The following is a 16,676-nucleotide window of genomic DNA, read 5'->3' on the forward strand; positions in this document are numbered from 1 at the left end:
AATGTAGGAAGTGACGATTGAAAGAAGAATAACACCAATTAAATCAGTCACAAAAAGGGCGCCCGTTGAAATCACCCCAAGTTTAGGTAAAGCGGATTGACTCATTAAATACTCCTTTCTCTCTATTTGTTTTTTACCAACACACCACCACAATGACCATGACACATCCCCCATAATAATATCTTGGCGGATTATAGTACACAGGTGGATTATAGTTAGTGATTGGCGGCACATAGGGCCAATATGTTGGTGGCGGTGGATTATAAACTGGTATTCTGCGATTTTCTCGAACAATTGCTATTGTTTGACCCGCATGATTTTGCATCAGACTGACGCGTGTTGGCGTAGTATTTCGTGAATAACCAGCTGGCGCTTGAACTTCTCTAATTTCATACACTCGGTTTACGGATAGTCCACTGATAGTAACTGTACCATCCCTCCCAGTTGTCACTCTTTGTGTATAGCCATTAGTTGTATCTTTCCATTCAAAAACAGCGCCCGCTAAACGTGTTTTTGTTTCAACATCTTGTTTAATAATTTTGATAGCACCATAGTTTGCTTTATTGTTTAACACTAACGTATACGTTTTTGTGCCTTGACCTCGTAAATCAATCCGATGGACCTTCCTATCCAACGCATACCCAGTTGGCGCTTGAATCTCGGTGATTTCATAAATACGATCCGATGATAATCCTGGAATCAGTACTTCACCATTTCCATTTGCTGTAAATGTTGCAGTATAATTATTGGTGGTATCGCGAAATCTGAATTTCGCTCCTGCTAAACGTTTTCTTGTATCCGTATCTTGCTTAATAATTTTGATGGCACCTTTTTGTGCTTGATTATTTAAGACTAATGTATAGGTTTTACCACCTTGTCCACGTAAATCAACTTTATGAACACGTCTATCTATGATATAGCCATTCGGCGCTTTGATTTCTGTGATCTCATAGATACGATCACCGGCTAATCCAGGAATCAGTACTTCACCGTTTCTATCCGCTGTAAACGTTGCAGTATAATTATTGGTTGTGTCTCGGAATTTAAATTGTGCGCCTGCTAAACGTTGTTTCGTATATCCATCTTGCTTAATAATTTTGATGGCGCTTTTTTGTGCTTGATTATTTAAAACTAATGTATAGGTTTTACCACCTTGTCCACGTAAATCAACTTTATGAACACGTCTATCTATGATATAGCCATTCGGCGCTTTGATTTCTGTGATCTCATAGATACGATCACCGGCTAATCCAGGAATCAGTACTTCACCGTTTCTATCCGCTGTAAACGTTGCAGTATAATTATTGGTTGTGTCTCGGAATTTAAATTGTGCGCCTGCTAAACGTTGTTTCGTATATCCATCTTGCTTAACAATTTTGATGGCGCCTTTTTGTGCTTGATTATTTTTGGTAAACGTGTAGGTTTTGCCAGCATAATTCGAAGGTAAAAGAACTCTATGCACCGTTTTGTCAAGTATATAACCATTTGGTGCTTTTATTTCTGTAATTTCATAAATCCGGTTGACGGAAAAATTATACAAAGTTGCTTCACCATTAGTATTAGCAGTTACTACGCCTGTATTCCCATTCACTGTGTCACGCCATCTAAATTGTGCACCTGCTAAACGTTGTTTTGAATAACCATCTTGTTTTACTAATTTTAAATTGCCACGTAACGCAACATTATCAATGGTGACTGTCACTACTTTATTAGCTTGTGCAGTTGTTAAAGTGACTTTATGCACGGTTTTATCTAGTACATAGCCTGCGGGTGCTTTTGTTTCCGTAAGTTCATACGTACGATTGACGGATAGATTGGGAATCGTGACTGTTCCATCGGTTCCAACTGTCACTGTTCCTGTCTTTCCTGTCACCGTATCTTTCCACTGAAATTCTGCGCCTGCTAAACGTTTTTTGCTGTCTTTATCTTGTTTGACAATTTTGATGGAACCTTTTTGCGCTACATTATCAATGGTTACTGTCACTATTTTATTAGCTTGTGCAGTTGTTAACGTGACTTTATGCACAGTTTTATCTAATACATAACCTGTTGGTGCTTTTGTTTCCGTGAGTTCATACGTACGATTGACGGATAAATTGGGAATTGTGACTGTTCCGTCGGTTCCAACTGTCACTGTTCCTGTCTTTCCTGTCACCGTATCTTTCCACTGAAATTCTGCGCCTGCTAAACGTTTTTTGCTGTCTTTATCTTGTTTGACAATTTTAATAGAGCCAGTTTGTACTTGCTGCGTATTCTTCACCCGATATGTTAAAGTGTAGTCGGCTTTTCCAGCAAATGAAATAGGATGTTTAGTTTCGTCTAATTCATAGCCATTAGGCGCCTTCGTTTCAACTAAATAATATTCTCCATCAGGTGATAAGTTTGAAAATAACAGTTCGCCATTTTCATTCGTGACACCTTTTTCTATTAAATTATCTTTTTGGTCGTACAACGAAAACTCAGCACCCGCTAAACGCTTCGCCTCATTATTTTCATCTACTTTTTCTACTTTTAATTGATTTTCTAAACGTGTATTTTCTTTTTTCAGACGAATCGTCTGAGTTTGGCCTGATTTAATTTCAAATGATACTGGCGTTGCATCTAATTTATAGCCGGGTGGTGCTTTAACCTCAATTAATTCATATTGATCAGGTTCTAAACCAGCTAAACGGATTTGTCCAGATTGATTGGTCCTTAAATTCTCTTGAATAACTTGTTGTGTTTTTTTATTCACAAGTTTGAAAATAGCGCCTTGCAGCACTTCAGCTGTCTCTGCGTCTATTTTTTCTAAAATAACACCACCTTGACCTGTTCCTCCACTATTTTCATCAGCAGTGATATAAGCGATGTCTTCATCTTCCCAAGCATCGAATCCCTCATTAGAAATACGCATATAGGTGTAATTTGATAGTAAGGCATCACTTGGAATATTTTCATTTGGAATTGTTTCTAAATAAATATAATAGGCGTTTTTGTTAGAAAGATAACTGCCCGTAGCCGTTGGTATTCCTTCAAATTTCTCCGCTTCATAATTAAGTCCGCTTTTAGAAGCATGTTTTTGGAAAAATTGACTAGCATCGTAACTGTATTCATCATGCTCTAAATTCCGAATCATTTCACCATTTACTTCTAAAATAGGCTGCTTGGTGAGATACGCGGCAATACTGTCAACAGCTAATGTTTGGTTTGGACCTACATTATCTAAAAATTTAAAGGTTGTTTTTTCTGAACCTGAAAGTCCTGCTTGGTTATAGTTAAAATAGATGACCCAAGCAACTCTTCCTTCTGGCGTAAAACCTAAAGGAACTTTCCGAACGAGCTCAGTTTCTGGAACTTTCTCAACATATTGCCCAATGTTAATCATTGCAACTTTTTGTGAATCACCAAAAGTAAAAACGACTTGATCTTCAAAATCTTCTGATAAATTTTGATTATATCGCAATTTCAGTTGTAAGTTAGCAGAGTAATCTGTGATTGTTTGTAAGGCTTTAATCGTCCAAGTACCATCATCATTTGGAATCACTTGGAGTGCATCTCCAATTTCAAAAGGCGTCATTGAATAGGAATATTTTTCACTAGCCATTTTTAACGTAAGGACCTCGCCCTTTGTTAATTCGGAAATTGATAATGCCAAGGAAACAGTTGCCCAATCTTTTGTTGCAACTATTTCCGTCTTATTTTCTGGATACTCCACAGATATAGACCGAATTTGCTGTCCACTTTCATTATCCATCGCATAAGAAATAATACTTGTATTAGATCCTAAAATAATAAAGATAATTAAACAAAGTGAAAATAACTTATTAATAATTTTTTTCATTCATCACAATCCTTTCAATATCAACATGTGTCTTTTTAGACACCAATTCACTAAAAAAAATAGTCATAATTTCTTCATTCTTCAAATCCAACAACTGTGAAATCAATTTAATATCCGCTGCTTTGAAAACAACTTCTCCTTTTAATTTTTTGTAAATCGTTGAAGCGGATATTGGTTGTCCGTATGCAGTCATTTCATTTGCCAACCACTCAACATTTTTTCCTTTCATTCTCAATTTTGAGTGTATTAAATTTGATTCCATTTTACTCTCCCCCTTTTTCACTCTTAGTGTCTAATAAGACACAGGAATTATATCATTTTGTGAAAAAAACGTCAATATCATTAAAATCAAATAACTTTTTTGTTATATTTGTTATATCTACTTTCAAAAAAACATGTTTCTTTTGCGACACTTTTTGTGCTAGAATGTTTTTACGGAGGTGATTTTTTTGAAAGAGAATTTTTTAAAGCAAAAACGGATGGAGAAAAATCTTACATTAGAACAAGTTGGAAATTTTGTTGGTGTTGGAAAAAGTACCGTCAGGAAATGGGAAACTGGAATGATTGAAAATATGGGGAGGGATAAAATTGTCGCCTTATCTAAAGTTTTAGATGTATCACCTCTTGAAATCTTAGGTATTCCTGAAACGGAAGAAACGCCATTTGTTGTCCCGACCAATATTATGAATGTTTACAAACAATTGACAACTGAAAATCAAGAAGCAGTCTATCGATATGCTCAAAAGAAATTAACAGAACAAAATTACTTTTAATATTTATTTTAAATAGATGAATGTTAGACTTTTTAGTCAACGTTAAACAAAAAAAGCGTGGGACAAAAATCACTTTGGATTTTTGCTCCACGCTCAAAAACTAATAAACGGCGGGAACAGAAGCAACTCCTTCGGAAATAAGCCGAAATTCTCCAAAAATTAAAGAACAATTTTCGGAAATTCCTTCTTATTTCTCGGAGTTAAACACTTCTGTCCCGACCTCTTTTTAGATTGACTGTTGGCCAAAATACTGACGCCATTTGGTTTTCATGGCTGTCGTCATCGGCAACGCCGCTTCTTTCACAGCACAATATTTGTCAACAAAGGTTACAATGTAACTTTCTTTGTATTTTGGTGGTGCAATAGTTGCGCCCCACATATGTTTAATAATAATGTCTCGCTCTAAATCAGACAACTCTGTAATTTTTTCAGCATTTTTGGCTGCAATTCGTGGATGAACATAGGCATGAGAGCCTTCGTCAAACTTTGTTGTGCGCCAATCATAGTAAAACAAATCATGTAATAATCCAGCACGAGCTGTTGCACGAGCATTGCCGTTCCAACGCTTTGCTAATTTATAGCTATGATAGGAAACACTAATTGAATGTTCTAAACGAGTTGAATGCATATGTTGTGTGTATTCTGCTAATTTTTGGACTTCTTCGGTTGCTAATAAATCTTCTACATAAGAAAGATATTCTTCGTCTTCACGCCATTTTTCTGTCATATAATTGGGTGCCACCTTTTCTAATCCTTTTATAACTTGACTCGAGTATAGCACCCCAGCTATTTAATTACTATGAATTTCTCAATCTGTAACTTAACTTTAATATTTGCTTAATAAGTTTAGCGTTCAACGCAGTAAAATTTTCACAAAAACTTCTACATTTCTTCTGGTGCATGTAATCCTAGTAAACGTAAATCTTCTTTTAAAACAGTAGCTACTGCATAAACTAACGCTAAGCGTGCCTCTTTTTGATCATCTTCATCCAAAATCCGAACATGGGCATAATATTTATTGAACGCTTGTGCTAAATGAATGCTATGTTTCGCAATAACAGATGGTTCATATTTTTCAGCAGCTTGCATCACAGTTTCAGGGAATTTTTGTAACAACTTCACGACTTCCCAGCTATCCTTGTCATTTAGTGCATAACGTTGTGTAGCGTCTGGTGTAAAGTTTGCTTTCCGTAAAATACTCATCGCACGAGCATGCGTATATTGAACATATGGCCCAGTTTCGCCTTCAAAACGAACAACTTCATCTAATACAAAATCGAAATTATTTAGACGATCATTTTTAAGGTCATGGAAAATAACTGCACCTACACCTACTTGTTTCGCCACTTCTTCACGATTTGCTAAGTCTGGATTTTTCTCGTTAATTTGATTTCCTGCTAAAGTAACGGCTTCATTCAATACTTCTTCTAATAAAACAATTTTCCCTTTACGTGTGGATAATTTTTTACCGCCTTGAGTAATTAAACCAAACGGAATGTGTTCCATATCATCTGACCAGTCAAACCCTAGTTCTTTCAAGACTGCTTTTAATTGTTTGAAGTGATTGCTTTGTTCGTTGCCGACTACATAAAGTGATTTGGCAAAATCATACGTCCGTTTACGGTAAAGCGCAGCAGCTAAATCCCGTGTGATATATAAGGTCGCACCATCTGATTTACGAATAAGTGCTGGATTTAAATTATATTCTGTCAAATCAACAATTTCTGCGCCTTGATTTTCTGTTAATAAATGTTTTTCTTCTAATAAAGTAACAATTTCATCCATTTTATCATTATAAAAGGCTTCGCCATTATAAGAATCAAATTCAACTTCTAACATGGAATAGATTTTATCAAATTCTTTTAGAGACTCGCTACGGAACCATTTCCATAATTCATTGGCTTCTTGATCTCCTTCTTCTAATTTTTTAAACCAGGCACGTGCTTCGTCTTCTAATTCTGGTTTTTCTTCTGCTTCTTCATGAAATTGCACATATAAGCGCAATAATTCATTAATTGGTTGTTGGCGAACTGCTTCTTCAGAACCCCATTTTTTATAAGCTACAATTAACTTACCAAACTGTGTACCCCAGTCACCTAAGTGGTTAATCCGAATTGGCTGATACCCAATTTTTTCTAAAATAAAGGCAATTGAATTCCCGATTACCGTAGAACGTAAGTGCCCCATAGAAATTGGTTTAGCAATGTTTGGTGAAGACATATCAATAGGAACATTGCCATTATTGCCAAAGGTACTGTTTCCGTAGTTATTTTTTTCTTTGACTACTGCGCCAATGACAGCTTGACTGACTGCTTCTTTATTCATGAAAAAGTTTAAATAAGGTCCTACCACTTCAATTTTTTCAAAATTTGTGCCATCAATTTTTTCTGCTAATTCTGCTGCAATTTGTTGTGGTGCTTTACGATAAATTTTAGCTAATGAAAAGGCTGGAAAAGCCACATCTCCATGATCAACAGATTTAGGATTTTCCAATAATTGTTCGATTTGATCCATCGTTAATTCTTCATTTAAAACATCATGTAACGCTTTTGCTACGATTTCTTTGTTGTTCATAAGAACCCTCCTGATTAATTTGTAAGTATAAAAAAACAAAAACGTCTCTGACAAAACAAAATATTTTGTTTTGTCAGAGACGAGAATTTACCCGCGGTACCACTCTAATTGTCTATACTACTTGGATAGACCTGCTTCATCGATAACGGTGATTGCCGTCTGCTTTCAGCAGAATTCTAAAAGTGCGCTTCCTCATTCCGATCACTCTTGGCTCCCACCTTCCCAAGATCGCTAAGCTGATGTTGAAATAAGTACTCTCTTTATCATCGAATGTCATTGTTAAACTGGCTTCATTATAGCAAATTTTTGTCTAGCTGGCTAGCCTTCTTCACTAATTGTCATAAAACTAACGCCAGGTTCTGCATTTAAGTTATACGAAGCAAAATGATTCTTTTCAGCTTCGATAAAAGCGGCAGCGCCAATCATCGCCGCGTTATCCCCACAAAGTTTTAATGGCGGAATAAGTAATGTTACTGTTGGCAATTGTTCACTGATTGCATGTCTCATTGCTTCTCGTAATCCTTGATTCGCAGCAACGCCCCCAGCGATTAGCAATTGCTTAACAGGATATTCTTGACAAGCACGAATGGTTTTAGTCACTAATACTTCCACCACACTCGCCTGAAAACTTGCGGCTAAATCCTTTGTAGACAGTGCTTCACCACGTTGCTCTGCATTATGAACCGTGTTAATAAACGCACTTTTTAAGCCACTAAAACTAAAGTCATAGTTATCCTCTTTTAGCATCGCCCGTGGAAATTGATAGGTATCTGTGCCTTCATGGGCCAAAGCATCAATCTCTTTGCCACTAGGATAAGGCAACCCTAACACACGTCCGACTTTATCATACGCTTCACCAGCTGCATCATCACGTGTTTCACCAACAATTTCGAAAGAACCATCTTCTTTCATGTAGACCAATTCCGTATGTCCCCCACTAACAAGTAAGGCCATCAATGGAAATTCGAGCGGTGCCACAAAACGGGCAGCATAAATGTGCCCAGCCATATGATTGACTGGAATAAGTGGTAATTGGTGCGCCCAAGCAAATGCTTTTGCTGCAGAAAGTCCTATTAATAAAGCACCGACTAACCCAGGCCCATAGGTCACAGCAACGCCACTGAGTTCTTCTGGTGTGACTTTTGCTTCTGTTAATGCTTCTTCAATACAGATCGTCACTTGTTCAACATGATGACGACTCGCAACTTCCGGAACGACTCCACCAAAACGTTGATGGCTCTTAATTTGCGAAGCTACGATATTGGAAAGAATTTTGTCGCCATCTTCAATGACAGCCACACTTGTTTCATCACAGCTACTTTCCACAGCTAATAATAATTTACGTTCTTTTGTAAAAATTGTCATTGGGCTTCCTTCCTTAATTTCGCACACATTACAAAGGCATTTTCTTGCGGTTCTTTATAATAATTTTTTCGAACAGCTACTTTCCGAAATCCTGTTTTCTCATAAAGTTTTTGAGCTAATGTATTCGATTCTCTGACCTCTAAGAAAATTTGTGTAATGTCACGACTTTTAACATATTCTTTAAAAGCTTTCATTAATTGACAACCAATTCCTTGGTGTTGTTTCTGACTATTCACAACAACGTGACTAATTTCTGCTTCATCTAAAATAAAATGATAGGCAATATAGCCTAACCACTGGCCATTTTCAACTAAAAAAAGATATTCGCTATTTTCCTGAGCAAAATCTTCCGCGAATTGTGTTTCTGTCCAAGGGGAGCCAGTTGTATAAGAAGAATTACTAAAACGCCATAATTCTTCACCAATATTTGCTACAGATATTTCTTTTTTTGTTACTAACATTTTTTCTTCACTCTTCTTTTAAATCAATTATCATTTCTAGTGCGTCTTCATTATTTTCGTCATAATAGCCTTTTTTCACCGTTTGTGAGGCAAAGCCAATTTTTCGATATAAACGTTGGGCTTTAACATTACTCATTCGTACTTCTAGCGATAAGGTTTCACAACGATTTTTCTTGGCAAAAATTCGCGTTTCTTCTATTAAAGAACGACCTAAACCTAAGCCTTGGTATTCTGTGTGAACAGCAACATTCGTAATGTGTGCATCCGTTCCTTGAATCCGACAACCAATAAAGCCAACTGTTTTTCCGTTAATTGCCGCTAACAAATAGAGATGCGGCGCTTTTGAGCCAAGTTCTGCCATGAAAGCAGACATCGTCCAAGGAAGTTCCCCAGCATAAACTTCACGTTCAATTGCTAGTAAATCCTTAATATCTTGGTAGGTGATTTCACGCAATTGAAATTCTTGCTGGTTCATTGCAATGGTTTTAGTTATATACCGTTGCCGTCTTTTTGTAAAGTATTTTGTCACAAAATTAAAGTTTTTCCACATAGCTTTCTCCATTAGGCGTGTGTGTCTTCAACCAATTTTCTTCCGCTTCTACTTTTTTCAAATATGCAGGTAAGAACCCATGAACATTTTCAACAGGTTCAGCCACACTACCTAACGCAGCCAAAACTGCAGCATTAGGAATTTGCCATTGCGGGACATCACAAATTTCCCCATGAGGAATGATTTGAGCTATTTCTTCAGTGAATTTTTCAACATCTTCACCAACAAAAAAAAGATTTGGTTCATTTTTTAGTTGTTCTAATAACTCCCGCAATGAAATATGTTGGTCCGGTAACTCATTTTGCCACACGCCATCGACAAACCGATAAGCACCAGCATAGACGTTTTTACGACGCGCATCAAAAAGAGGCACAACTAAACCGGTTTGCCCAACACAATTGGCAGCTAACGTTTGTAGACTGGAAATGCCTACTAGCTCTTTCTTCAAAGTATAGGCCAATGTTTTGGCAGTCGTCACGCCTAAACGTAAGCCGGTGTATGATCCAGGTCCTTCTGCTACGACAAAACGATCAATTGCCGTTGGCGCCAAGTTCAATTGACTCATCAAATAGTCAATTGCCGGCATTAATGTTAAGCTATGATTTCTTTTAACCGTTGCTGTATAACTTCCCAGAATTTTTTGATTTTCACACACAGCAATACTCAATGTTTGGTTAGATGTATCTATTGCTAAAATTCGCACACGAATCCCTTTCCTTCTACAATTTAGTCGCTTCATTGTAGCACACTTTCCTTTTTCTAAAAAGGGAAAACGAAGTTTCTTTTTACAGAAACCTCGTTTCGTTCATTTTCTCTTTTTATTTAATGGTTGCTTCTAAGTAATCAATTAATGGTTTACTGATATCTGTTGCAGAACCATTTTCTCCTGAATTTTCAACCATAATCATTGTTAAGAATTTATTGTTACTACGATCTAACGTTAGGAGGAAACTGTTTTCTTTGCCATCTGTATCTTGTTTATCTTTTATTTCAGCTGTTCCTGTTTTAGCAGCCAATGAGAAGTTCGGATTGTACATATTATAAACATAACCTGAAGGATCTTCCACACTACCTAAAAGATCTGTGGCAATTGTATTCGCTGCGTTGGCGCTGATTACATTGTCTTTTTTCTTCGTTTCTTTGTCTAAAACTAATTTTGGATAGACTAATGTTCCATTATTTTGGAAAACACTATACATGGTAGCTTGCTGGATTGGCGAAATTAACAATTGGCCTTGGCCGTAGCCCGTATCTGCTAAAAGAATTTCAGAATTAAATTTATCTTCATTTGAAATTTGAGCAGGCGTCATGGCAATTGGTAAATCTAGTTCCTCACCGAAAATGAATTTATTAAGACCTGCTCTAAATTTGTCTTCCCCCATCCGTAATGTTTGTTGGGCAAAATAAATATTATCTGAATTAACTAAAGCGGTACGCAGATTGACTGGACTTGCTTCTTTTACACGTGTTGCAAAATAGCCGCCCCAAGATTTATCTTTTTGCCATTTCAAGCCATTAATTTCTAGCTCTTCATCTGGCTTCAATGTCCCTGCATCTAAACCAATGGCACCGGTAATTGTTTTAAAGGTAGAGCCTGGTGCATAGCCTGTCGCAAAACGTGCTGTGAATGGTAAATCTTTGTTGTTATTGTAAGCATCATATTCTTTTTGAGAAATACCATTGGCCATTTTATTAGGATCATACGAAGGTGAACTAACCGTTGCTAATAAATCGCCTTTTTGAGGATCGGTAATGACCGCACTACCAGGACGTTTGTCAAATATAGCGAAGGCTTGTTGTTGTACGCCACTGTCAATCGTTAATTTAATCGTTTGACCATCTTTTTTCTCTTTGGTTTGTAAAGCTTTTTTGACATTCTCTTTGTCATCTAAAATAACTAGTGAGCCACCATCTTGCCCTCTTAACTCTTTATCAAACGCTCGTTCTAAGCCAGTTTTACCAATTACACCCGTACTACTTAACTCTGGATTTTTTTCAATATCTTCTGCAGTAATGGTGCCCGTATACCCGATTAATTGCGCAGCTGCTTCCCCCAGTGGATAATAACGTGACTCTGTATCTTTTGTCGCAGCCCCTGTTGGTAATTCTGTCACTGGTTCAGAAGCAACTGTGATTGGTACAAAGGAGTCTGCTTGGACCCACCCTTGGCTTAACTTTTGATTGATTTCATCAACAGAAACGCCGAACTTATCACTAAAAGCTTTGATATTGGCTGTTTTTTCTGCGCCAGAACCGAGTTTGCCAGGCACTACGCCCACTTCGTCAAACACTTTGTTAATTGCTAGCCCACTACCATTACGATCGACAATTTCTCCACGTTTGGCATTATCTACTTGAATCGAAATTTTATCATTTCCTGACATATCTGGAAAAATTAAAGACGGCTTCCAAGCGATTTGGTAGGTATCGCCTTTCTTGGCGATACTTGATTGATAAGACAAATCTTTCATTTCGCCTAAAGGCGTGCTCATAGATAATTTATAGGTAAATGTGTATTGATTGTCTTTCGCCTTTTTGACTTGGACATCACTAGCTTTGACTCCTTCTGCTTGAATCCCTGAATAAATTGCTTGGTATTTTTCAACAACAGATTTAGTATCATAGCCATTTTTCTTTAAGCTAGCTTCTTGAACAACAGACGGTAACTTATCAAATTCCTGTTTTGACAATACGTTTAAAAATTTAGTAGCTGTTTTCTTCGCTTCGGCTAATTCTTGTTTGGCTTGCCATTGACTATAAGCATAATACCCGCCACCGGCAGCAGCGATTAGAACCAAGGCAGAAACACCAAGAATAAGTAGTTTTTTTGAAGATTTTTTATTACGATTGCTTCGTTCCATTCAATAATCCCCTAACTATATAATATGTCTTTTCTTCTATTATACGTAACTTTTTTTAAAATGCTTGTGTTTCACCTATACTTTTTTTAATTTCTTAATAAAGTTTGATCAATTTTTTCCATTTCATCAGGCTTTCGTTGGATTTCTCTGCATTCATTGTGTGGTATACTAGCTGTAACAATTAGTTTTTTATTAGGAGGAATGAACATGGGACTTATTAAAGCAGCAACAAGTTCAGTTGGCGGTGGCTTGGCCGATCAATGGCTAGAGGTTATTGAACCTGATAATATGGGGGACACAACCGTCATGACAAAAGGTGTTTTTGTGCGTAAAGATGATAAACGTGGTTCTAATCGTAAAGGAACGGACGATGTTTTAACAGATGGTTCTGTTGTACATGTCTATCCCAACATGATGATGCTTCTTGTCGATGGGGGCAAAATCATCGATTACACTGCTGAAGAAGGCTATTATACAGTCAAAAATGATTCTGCGCCTTCAATGTTTAACGGTTCTTTAAAAGATGCGATTGCAGAGACCTTCAGTCGTTTCAAATTTGGTGGTGTAACTCCACAAAAACAACAAGTTTTTTATATTAACTTGCAAGAAATTAAAGGCATTAAATTTGGAACACCTGCGCCATTAAACTATTTTGATAATTTTTATAATGCCGAACTTTTCTTACGTGCACACGGAAATTACTCAATTAAAATTACAGATCCTTTACTATTTTATACTAATGCGATTCCTAAAAATCAAACGCAAGTAGATATTAATGATATTAATGAACAATATTTGGCAGAGTTCATTACAGCATTGCAAGCAGCAATCAATCAAATGTCTGCTGATGGGCAACGTATTTCTTATGTTCCCTCAAAAAGTGTTGAATTAAGCAAATATATGCAAACTGCACTTGATGAGGATTGGCGCACCAATCGCGGCATGGAAATTGTTTCTGTAGCAGTTGCGAGCATTTCTTATACAGATGATTCAACAAAATTAATCAACATGCGAAATGAAGGAGCTATGCTCAGCGATCCAAGTGTTCGCGAAGGCTATGTTCAAGGTTCCTTGGCTCGTGGTATGGAGGCTGCTGGTAAAAATGAAGGTGGCGCTATGAGCGGCTTTATGGGCGTTGGTATGGGCATGAATGCGAATGGCAACTACTTTGCGCAAGCGTCTCAAACAAACCAACAACAAATGCAAGAAAAACAAAACCAGCAAAACGCACAAGGGTCTACAGACACTTGGACTTGCCCACAATGTGGGACTGAAAACACTGGGAAGTTTTGTTCAAACTGTGGTACACCAAAACCAACAAACGAGAAGCCAAAATTAGAAATGAAATGTAGTGAATGTAGCGAAATTGTTGACTTAAGTAATGGTATTCCTAAGTTCTGTCCACATTGTGGTAAACCATTCCAAGGGGTTCCTTTATAAGCAAGTAGTGAACAATTAAAGAAAAGGGTCAGGCACAAGTCTACCCTTTTTCTTTGAATCAGATTCCTGTTATTTACTCACTCTATTAGAAAGGACGGTTGCAATGGAAACAACATTTACCCATAAATGCCCCAACTGTGGCGGCCCGCTCTTATTTAATCCCAAAGATCAAAAATTTCATTGTGAATATTGTTTAAATATTTACACGGAAGAAGAAGTGACTCGTTATGAGCAACAGCAACATGAGGCACATTTAGAGAATCCCTCAACAACGACCGCCGAGGAAAATTTGACTTTCACAGCGGAAGAAGAATCCTCCGCCACGCAACAAACAGAGACCACTGAGAATGAAACAACTGCCGATGCAGGCACAATGGAAATTTTTAATTGTCCAAGCTGTGGCGCTCAAATTGTCACCGATGCAACAACAGCAGCCACATACTGTTATTATTGCCATAATCCAGTTGTCTTGGCTGGTCGATTAAGTGGCGAATTTTTACCAGAAAATGTCTTACCCTTTACAATTGAAAAAGACGAAGCGATTGAAAAATTTCTCGCTTGGACCAAGAAAAAATGGTTCATTCCCCGAGATTTTTTCAGCAAAAATCAAATTGATAAATTAACTGGGGTTTACTTCCCCTATTGGGTCGTTGATGCAGAAGTCGATGGACAACTCCAAGCTACTGGCACAAGTATTCGCATTTGGCGCGTAGGTGATATTGAATACACCGAAACAAAACGTTTCAATGTGGGACGTTCAGGAAAATTATCGTTTAAAGAATTAGTTAAAAATGCCTTGTCAAAAAACGTCCAACAAAAAATGGTGGAAGGCGTTCAACCATTTTTAATTGATCAAGCAGTGCCTTTCAAAAGCCAATACCTAGCAGGTTTTCAAGCAGAAAAACGCGATATTGAATATGAAGCAATCAAAAAACACGTCCAACAAGAATTACAAGATTATTCGGAATCATTGTTACGGGACTCTGCTTCTGGTTATACTACGTTGACAAATGTTCGCACGGATATTTCTCTAGACCAAGAAAATAATCACTATATGCTTTTACCAATTTGGTTAGTCACCTATCGCAGTCAGGAACAATCAAAAAAGGTTTATTATTACGCCATGAATGGACAAACAGGTAAAGTAAGCGGTGTACTTCCAATTAGTTACACTCGTTTAGGGCTAGCAACGTTAGGCATTTTTGCTGGACTCTTAGCACTCTTTTTATTAGGAGGTTATTTCCTATGAAAAAACGACTTTTACCTATTTTTTTCCTAATACTTCTTGCCTTTGGCCTTGCCCTACCCGTTTCGGCGGCTGAAAATTCAATTGATGATGGTGCACAATTACTGACACCTGATCAAATCAACCAACTAAAACAAGAGATACAACCTTTAGAAGAAAAAACAAAAGCCTCTGTCTTTATTGTGACCACAAATAATAATACCTATGGCGATGAACAAGAATATGCAGATCATTATCTCTTAAATAAAGTTGGCAAGGATCAAAATGCGATTCTTTTTCTCATTGATATGGACTTACGGAAAGTCTACATCTCTACTTCTGGAAACATGATTGATTATATGACGGATGCACGAATTGATGATACCTTAGATAAAGTAATGGATGGGATGAGTCAAGGAAATTATTTTGCGGCTGCTCAAACCTTTGTTCAGGAAACTCAAGCATTTGTTGATAAAGGGGTTCCTGGGGGTCACTATCGTGTGGACAGCGAAACAGGTAAAATCACTCGTTATAAAGTCATTACCCCGCTGGAAATGGTAATTGCTTTTGCTGCTGCGCTGATACTCAGCTTGGTCTTCTTAGGCATCAATATTTCTAAATATCAATTAAAATTTTCAAGTTATCAATATCCTTTTAGGGAAAAAACAACGTTAAAATTAACCTCCCGCACAGATCAGTTAACCAACTCTTTCATCACTACTCGTCGTATTCCTAAAAACAATGGCGGCAGTGGCGGAATGGGCGGTGGTGGCAGCACCACCCACTCAACTGGCGGCGGCACATTCGGTGGCGGCGGTCGAAGTTTTTAGATTTTTTATCTTTTTTCATTATTCCATAAAAATAATGGTGTTATTTTTATGGAATAATGATAAAATAAGTATACTGTGGTGTGTTATTTTTACACAGGACGGTATACTTATTTTCATTTAAACTAAGTGATTTGTAGTCCAAAGTTATTTAATTGGGGATTGTTTTCAACTATTTAGTAAGCGCTACAAATCATTAACTAAACTATGGGAGGTAAAGTGAAAATGAAAAAATTTTCTATGTTAGGATTAGTTTTAATTAGTACTCTGATTTTAGGTGCATGTGGTTCTGGAACAAACAACACTAATAAAACTAAAAAAACTTCAAGTACTGCTACCGCAACAACTGAAACAAAAGCTAAAGAAGATAAAGGGACTTATAAAGATCGAACATTGACTGTTCCTGATGGTGTATTAAAAATCACCGAATTCCAAAAAGGTACAAGTTTCGATGGTAAACCAATCTTTTATGTACTATTTGATTTGACTAATAACACTAAGGAAGCACAAGATGTACAAATGTTATACTCTAGCTTTGTTAGCGTATCACAAAATACCGGCGATACAACAGAAGATTTAACTTATGGAATTGTTAATGATTCTCCGATTAAAGATAGAATTGACATGTTAAATAAAAAAGTTAATCCTGGCGCAACTGTCCAAGCAGCATACCCTTATGAATTTGCTGATGAAACAAAACCTGTAACTTTTACTTTCAGAGACAGTATGTTCAGCATGGGAGATCCTATCGCTGTTGAAGAAATTACAATTAAATAGTCT

14 protein-coding genes and 1 other annotated feature are annotated in these 16,676 nt (G+C 37.1%); of the genes, 5 read left to right on the top strand and 9 right to left on the bottom strand.

Features of this window, described 5'->3' with window-relative positions; translation table 11 throughout:
* Positions 1 to 133: 133 nt before the first annotated feature.
* Both IGJ52_RS09565 and IGJ52_RS09570 read right to left on the bottom strand, forming a co-directional pair.
* Positions 134 to 3,820 (bottom strand): SpaA isopeptide-forming pilin-related protein, encoded by a 3,687-nt coding sequence (locus tag IGJ52_RS09565; protein WP_438792054.1) that lies wholly within the window; start codon positions 3,818 to 3,820, stop codon positions 134 to 136.
* Positions 3,804 to 4,082 carry a hypothetical protein gene (locus IGJ52_RS09570; protein WP_010715384.1) on the bottom strand — a complete coding sequence of 93 codons (279 nt, stop codon included), beginning with the start codon at positions 4,080 to 4,082 and terminating at the stop codon, positions 3,804 to 3,806. Before IGJ52_RS09570 ends, IGJ52_RS09565 begins: the two co-directional genes overlap by 17 nt.
* 178 nt (positions 4,083 to 4,260) lie before the next feature.
* Between IGJ52_RS09570 and IGJ52_RS09575 the strand changes: the two genes are divergently transcribed.
* The gene (locus IGJ52_RS09575; protein WP_002382719.1) at positions 4,261 to 4,593 is read left to right on the top strand and encodes a helix-turn-helix domain-containing protein; all 333 of its coding nucleotides are present in this window, start codon (positions 4,261 to 4,263) and stop codon (positions 4,591 to 4,593) included.
* A 226-nt stretch (positions 4,594 to 4,819) separates the two neighbouring features.
* Here IGJ52_RS09575 and IGJ52_RS09580 read toward each other — a convergent pair whose 3' ends face one another.
* The 7 genes from IGJ52_RS09580 to pbp4 form a co-directional block, all read right to left on the bottom strand.
* Positions 4,820 to 5,320: an HD domain-containing protein gene (locus IGJ52_RS09580; protein WP_002356666.1), complete on the bottom strand. Its 501-nt coding sequence runs from the start codon at positions 5,318 to 5,320 to the stop codon at positions 4,820 to 4,822.
* Between the two features lie 155 nt (positions 5,321 to 5,475).
* The gene (argS, locus tag IGJ52_RS09585) at positions 5,476 to 7,167 is read right to left on the bottom strand and encodes an arginine--tRNA ligase (protein WP_010827625.1); all 1,692 of its coding nucleotides are present in this window, start codon (positions 7,165 to 7,167) and stop codon (positions 5,476 to 5,478) included.
* A gap of 72 nt (positions 7,168 to 7,239) precedes the next feature.
* Positions 7,240 to 7,443 (bottom strand) — a binding site (T-box leader).
* Between the two features lie 42 nt (positions 7,444 to 7,485).
* Positions 7,486 to 8,532: a tRNA (adenosine(37)-N6)-threonylcarbamoyltransferase complex transferase subunit TsaD gene (tsaD, locus tag IGJ52_RS09590; protein WP_002382716.1), complete on the bottom strand. Its 1,047-nt coding sequence runs from the start codon at positions 8,530 to 8,532 to the stop codon at positions 7,486 to 7,488.
* On the bottom strand, positions 8,529 to 8,993 hold the full coding sequence (rimI, locus tag IGJ52_RS09595; protein ID WP_002382715.1) for a ribosomal protein S18-alanine N-acetyltransferase: 465 nt from the start codon (positions 8,991 to 8,993) through the stop codon (positions 8,529 to 8,531). The genes tsaD and rimI (IGJ52_RS09595) overlap by 4 nt, the downstream gene beginning before the upstream one ends.
* Before the next feature lie 7 nt (positions 8,994 to 9,000).
* Positions 9,001 to 9,555: a ribosomal protein S18-alanine N-acetyltransferase gene (gene rimI, locus IGJ52_RS09600; protein WP_002382714.1), complete on the bottom strand. Its 555-nt coding sequence runs from the start codon at positions 9,553 to 9,555 to the stop codon at positions 9,001 to 9,003.
* Positions 9,527 to 10,246 (bottom strand): tRNA (adenosine(37)-N6)-threonylcarbamoyltransferase complex dimerization subunit type 1 TsaB, encoded by a 720-nt coding sequence (gene tsaB / locus IGJ52_RS09605; protein ID WP_002362637.1) that lies wholly within the window; start codon positions 10,244 to 10,246, stop codon positions 9,527 to 9,529. The genes rimI (IGJ52_RS09600) and tsaB overlap by 29 nt, the downstream gene beginning before the upstream one ends.
* Before the next feature lie 115 nt (positions 10,247 to 10,361).
* A complete protein-coding gene (gene pbp4 / locus IGJ52_RS09610; protein ID WP_438792055.1) occupies positions 10,362 to 12,404 on the bottom strand; it encodes a penicillin-binding protein PBP4(5) in 2,043 nt (680 codons plus the stop codon).
* A gap of 207 nt (positions 12,405 to 12,611) precedes the next feature.
* On the opposite strand from pbp4, the gene IGJ52_RS09615 reads away from it, so the two are divergent.
* From IGJ52_RS09615 to IGJ52_RS09630, 4 genes are all read left to right on the top strand, one after another.
* The gene (locus IGJ52_RS09615; protein WP_438792056.1) at positions 12,612 to 13,844 is read left to right on the top strand and encodes an SPFH domain-containing protein; all 1,233 of its coding nucleotides are present in this window, start codon (positions 12,612 to 12,614) and stop codon (positions 13,842 to 13,844) included.
* Positions 13,845 to 13,947: 103 nt separating this feature from the next.
* On the top strand, positions 13,948 to 15,093 hold the full coding sequence (locus tag IGJ52_RS09620) for a hypothetical protein (protein WP_002382709.1): 1,146 nt from the start codon (positions 13,948 to 13,950) through the stop codon (positions 15,091 to 15,093).
* Complete coding sequence (locus IGJ52_RS09625) at positions 15,090 to 15,899, top strand: TPM domain-containing protein (protein ID WP_438792057.1); 810 nt, start codon at positions 15,090 to 15,092, stop codon at positions 15,897 to 15,899. The genes IGJ52_RS09620 and IGJ52_RS09625 overlap by 4 nt, the downstream gene beginning before the upstream one ends.
* Positions 15,900 to 16,121: 222 nt before the next feature.
* Positions 16,122 to 16,673, top strand: coding sequence for a DUF5067 domain-containing protein (locus IGJ52_RS09630; protein ID WP_010783600.1), 552 nt, complete (start codon positions 16,122 to 16,124; stop codon positions 16,671 to 16,673).
* Positions 16,674 to 16,676: the final 3 nt, after the last annotated feature.

It is taken from the genome of Enterococcus sp. DIV1758, from assembly GCF_051711985.1.
Lineage (GTDB): Bacteria > Bacillota > Bacilli > Lactobacillales > Enterococcaceae > Enterococcus > Enterococcus faecalis.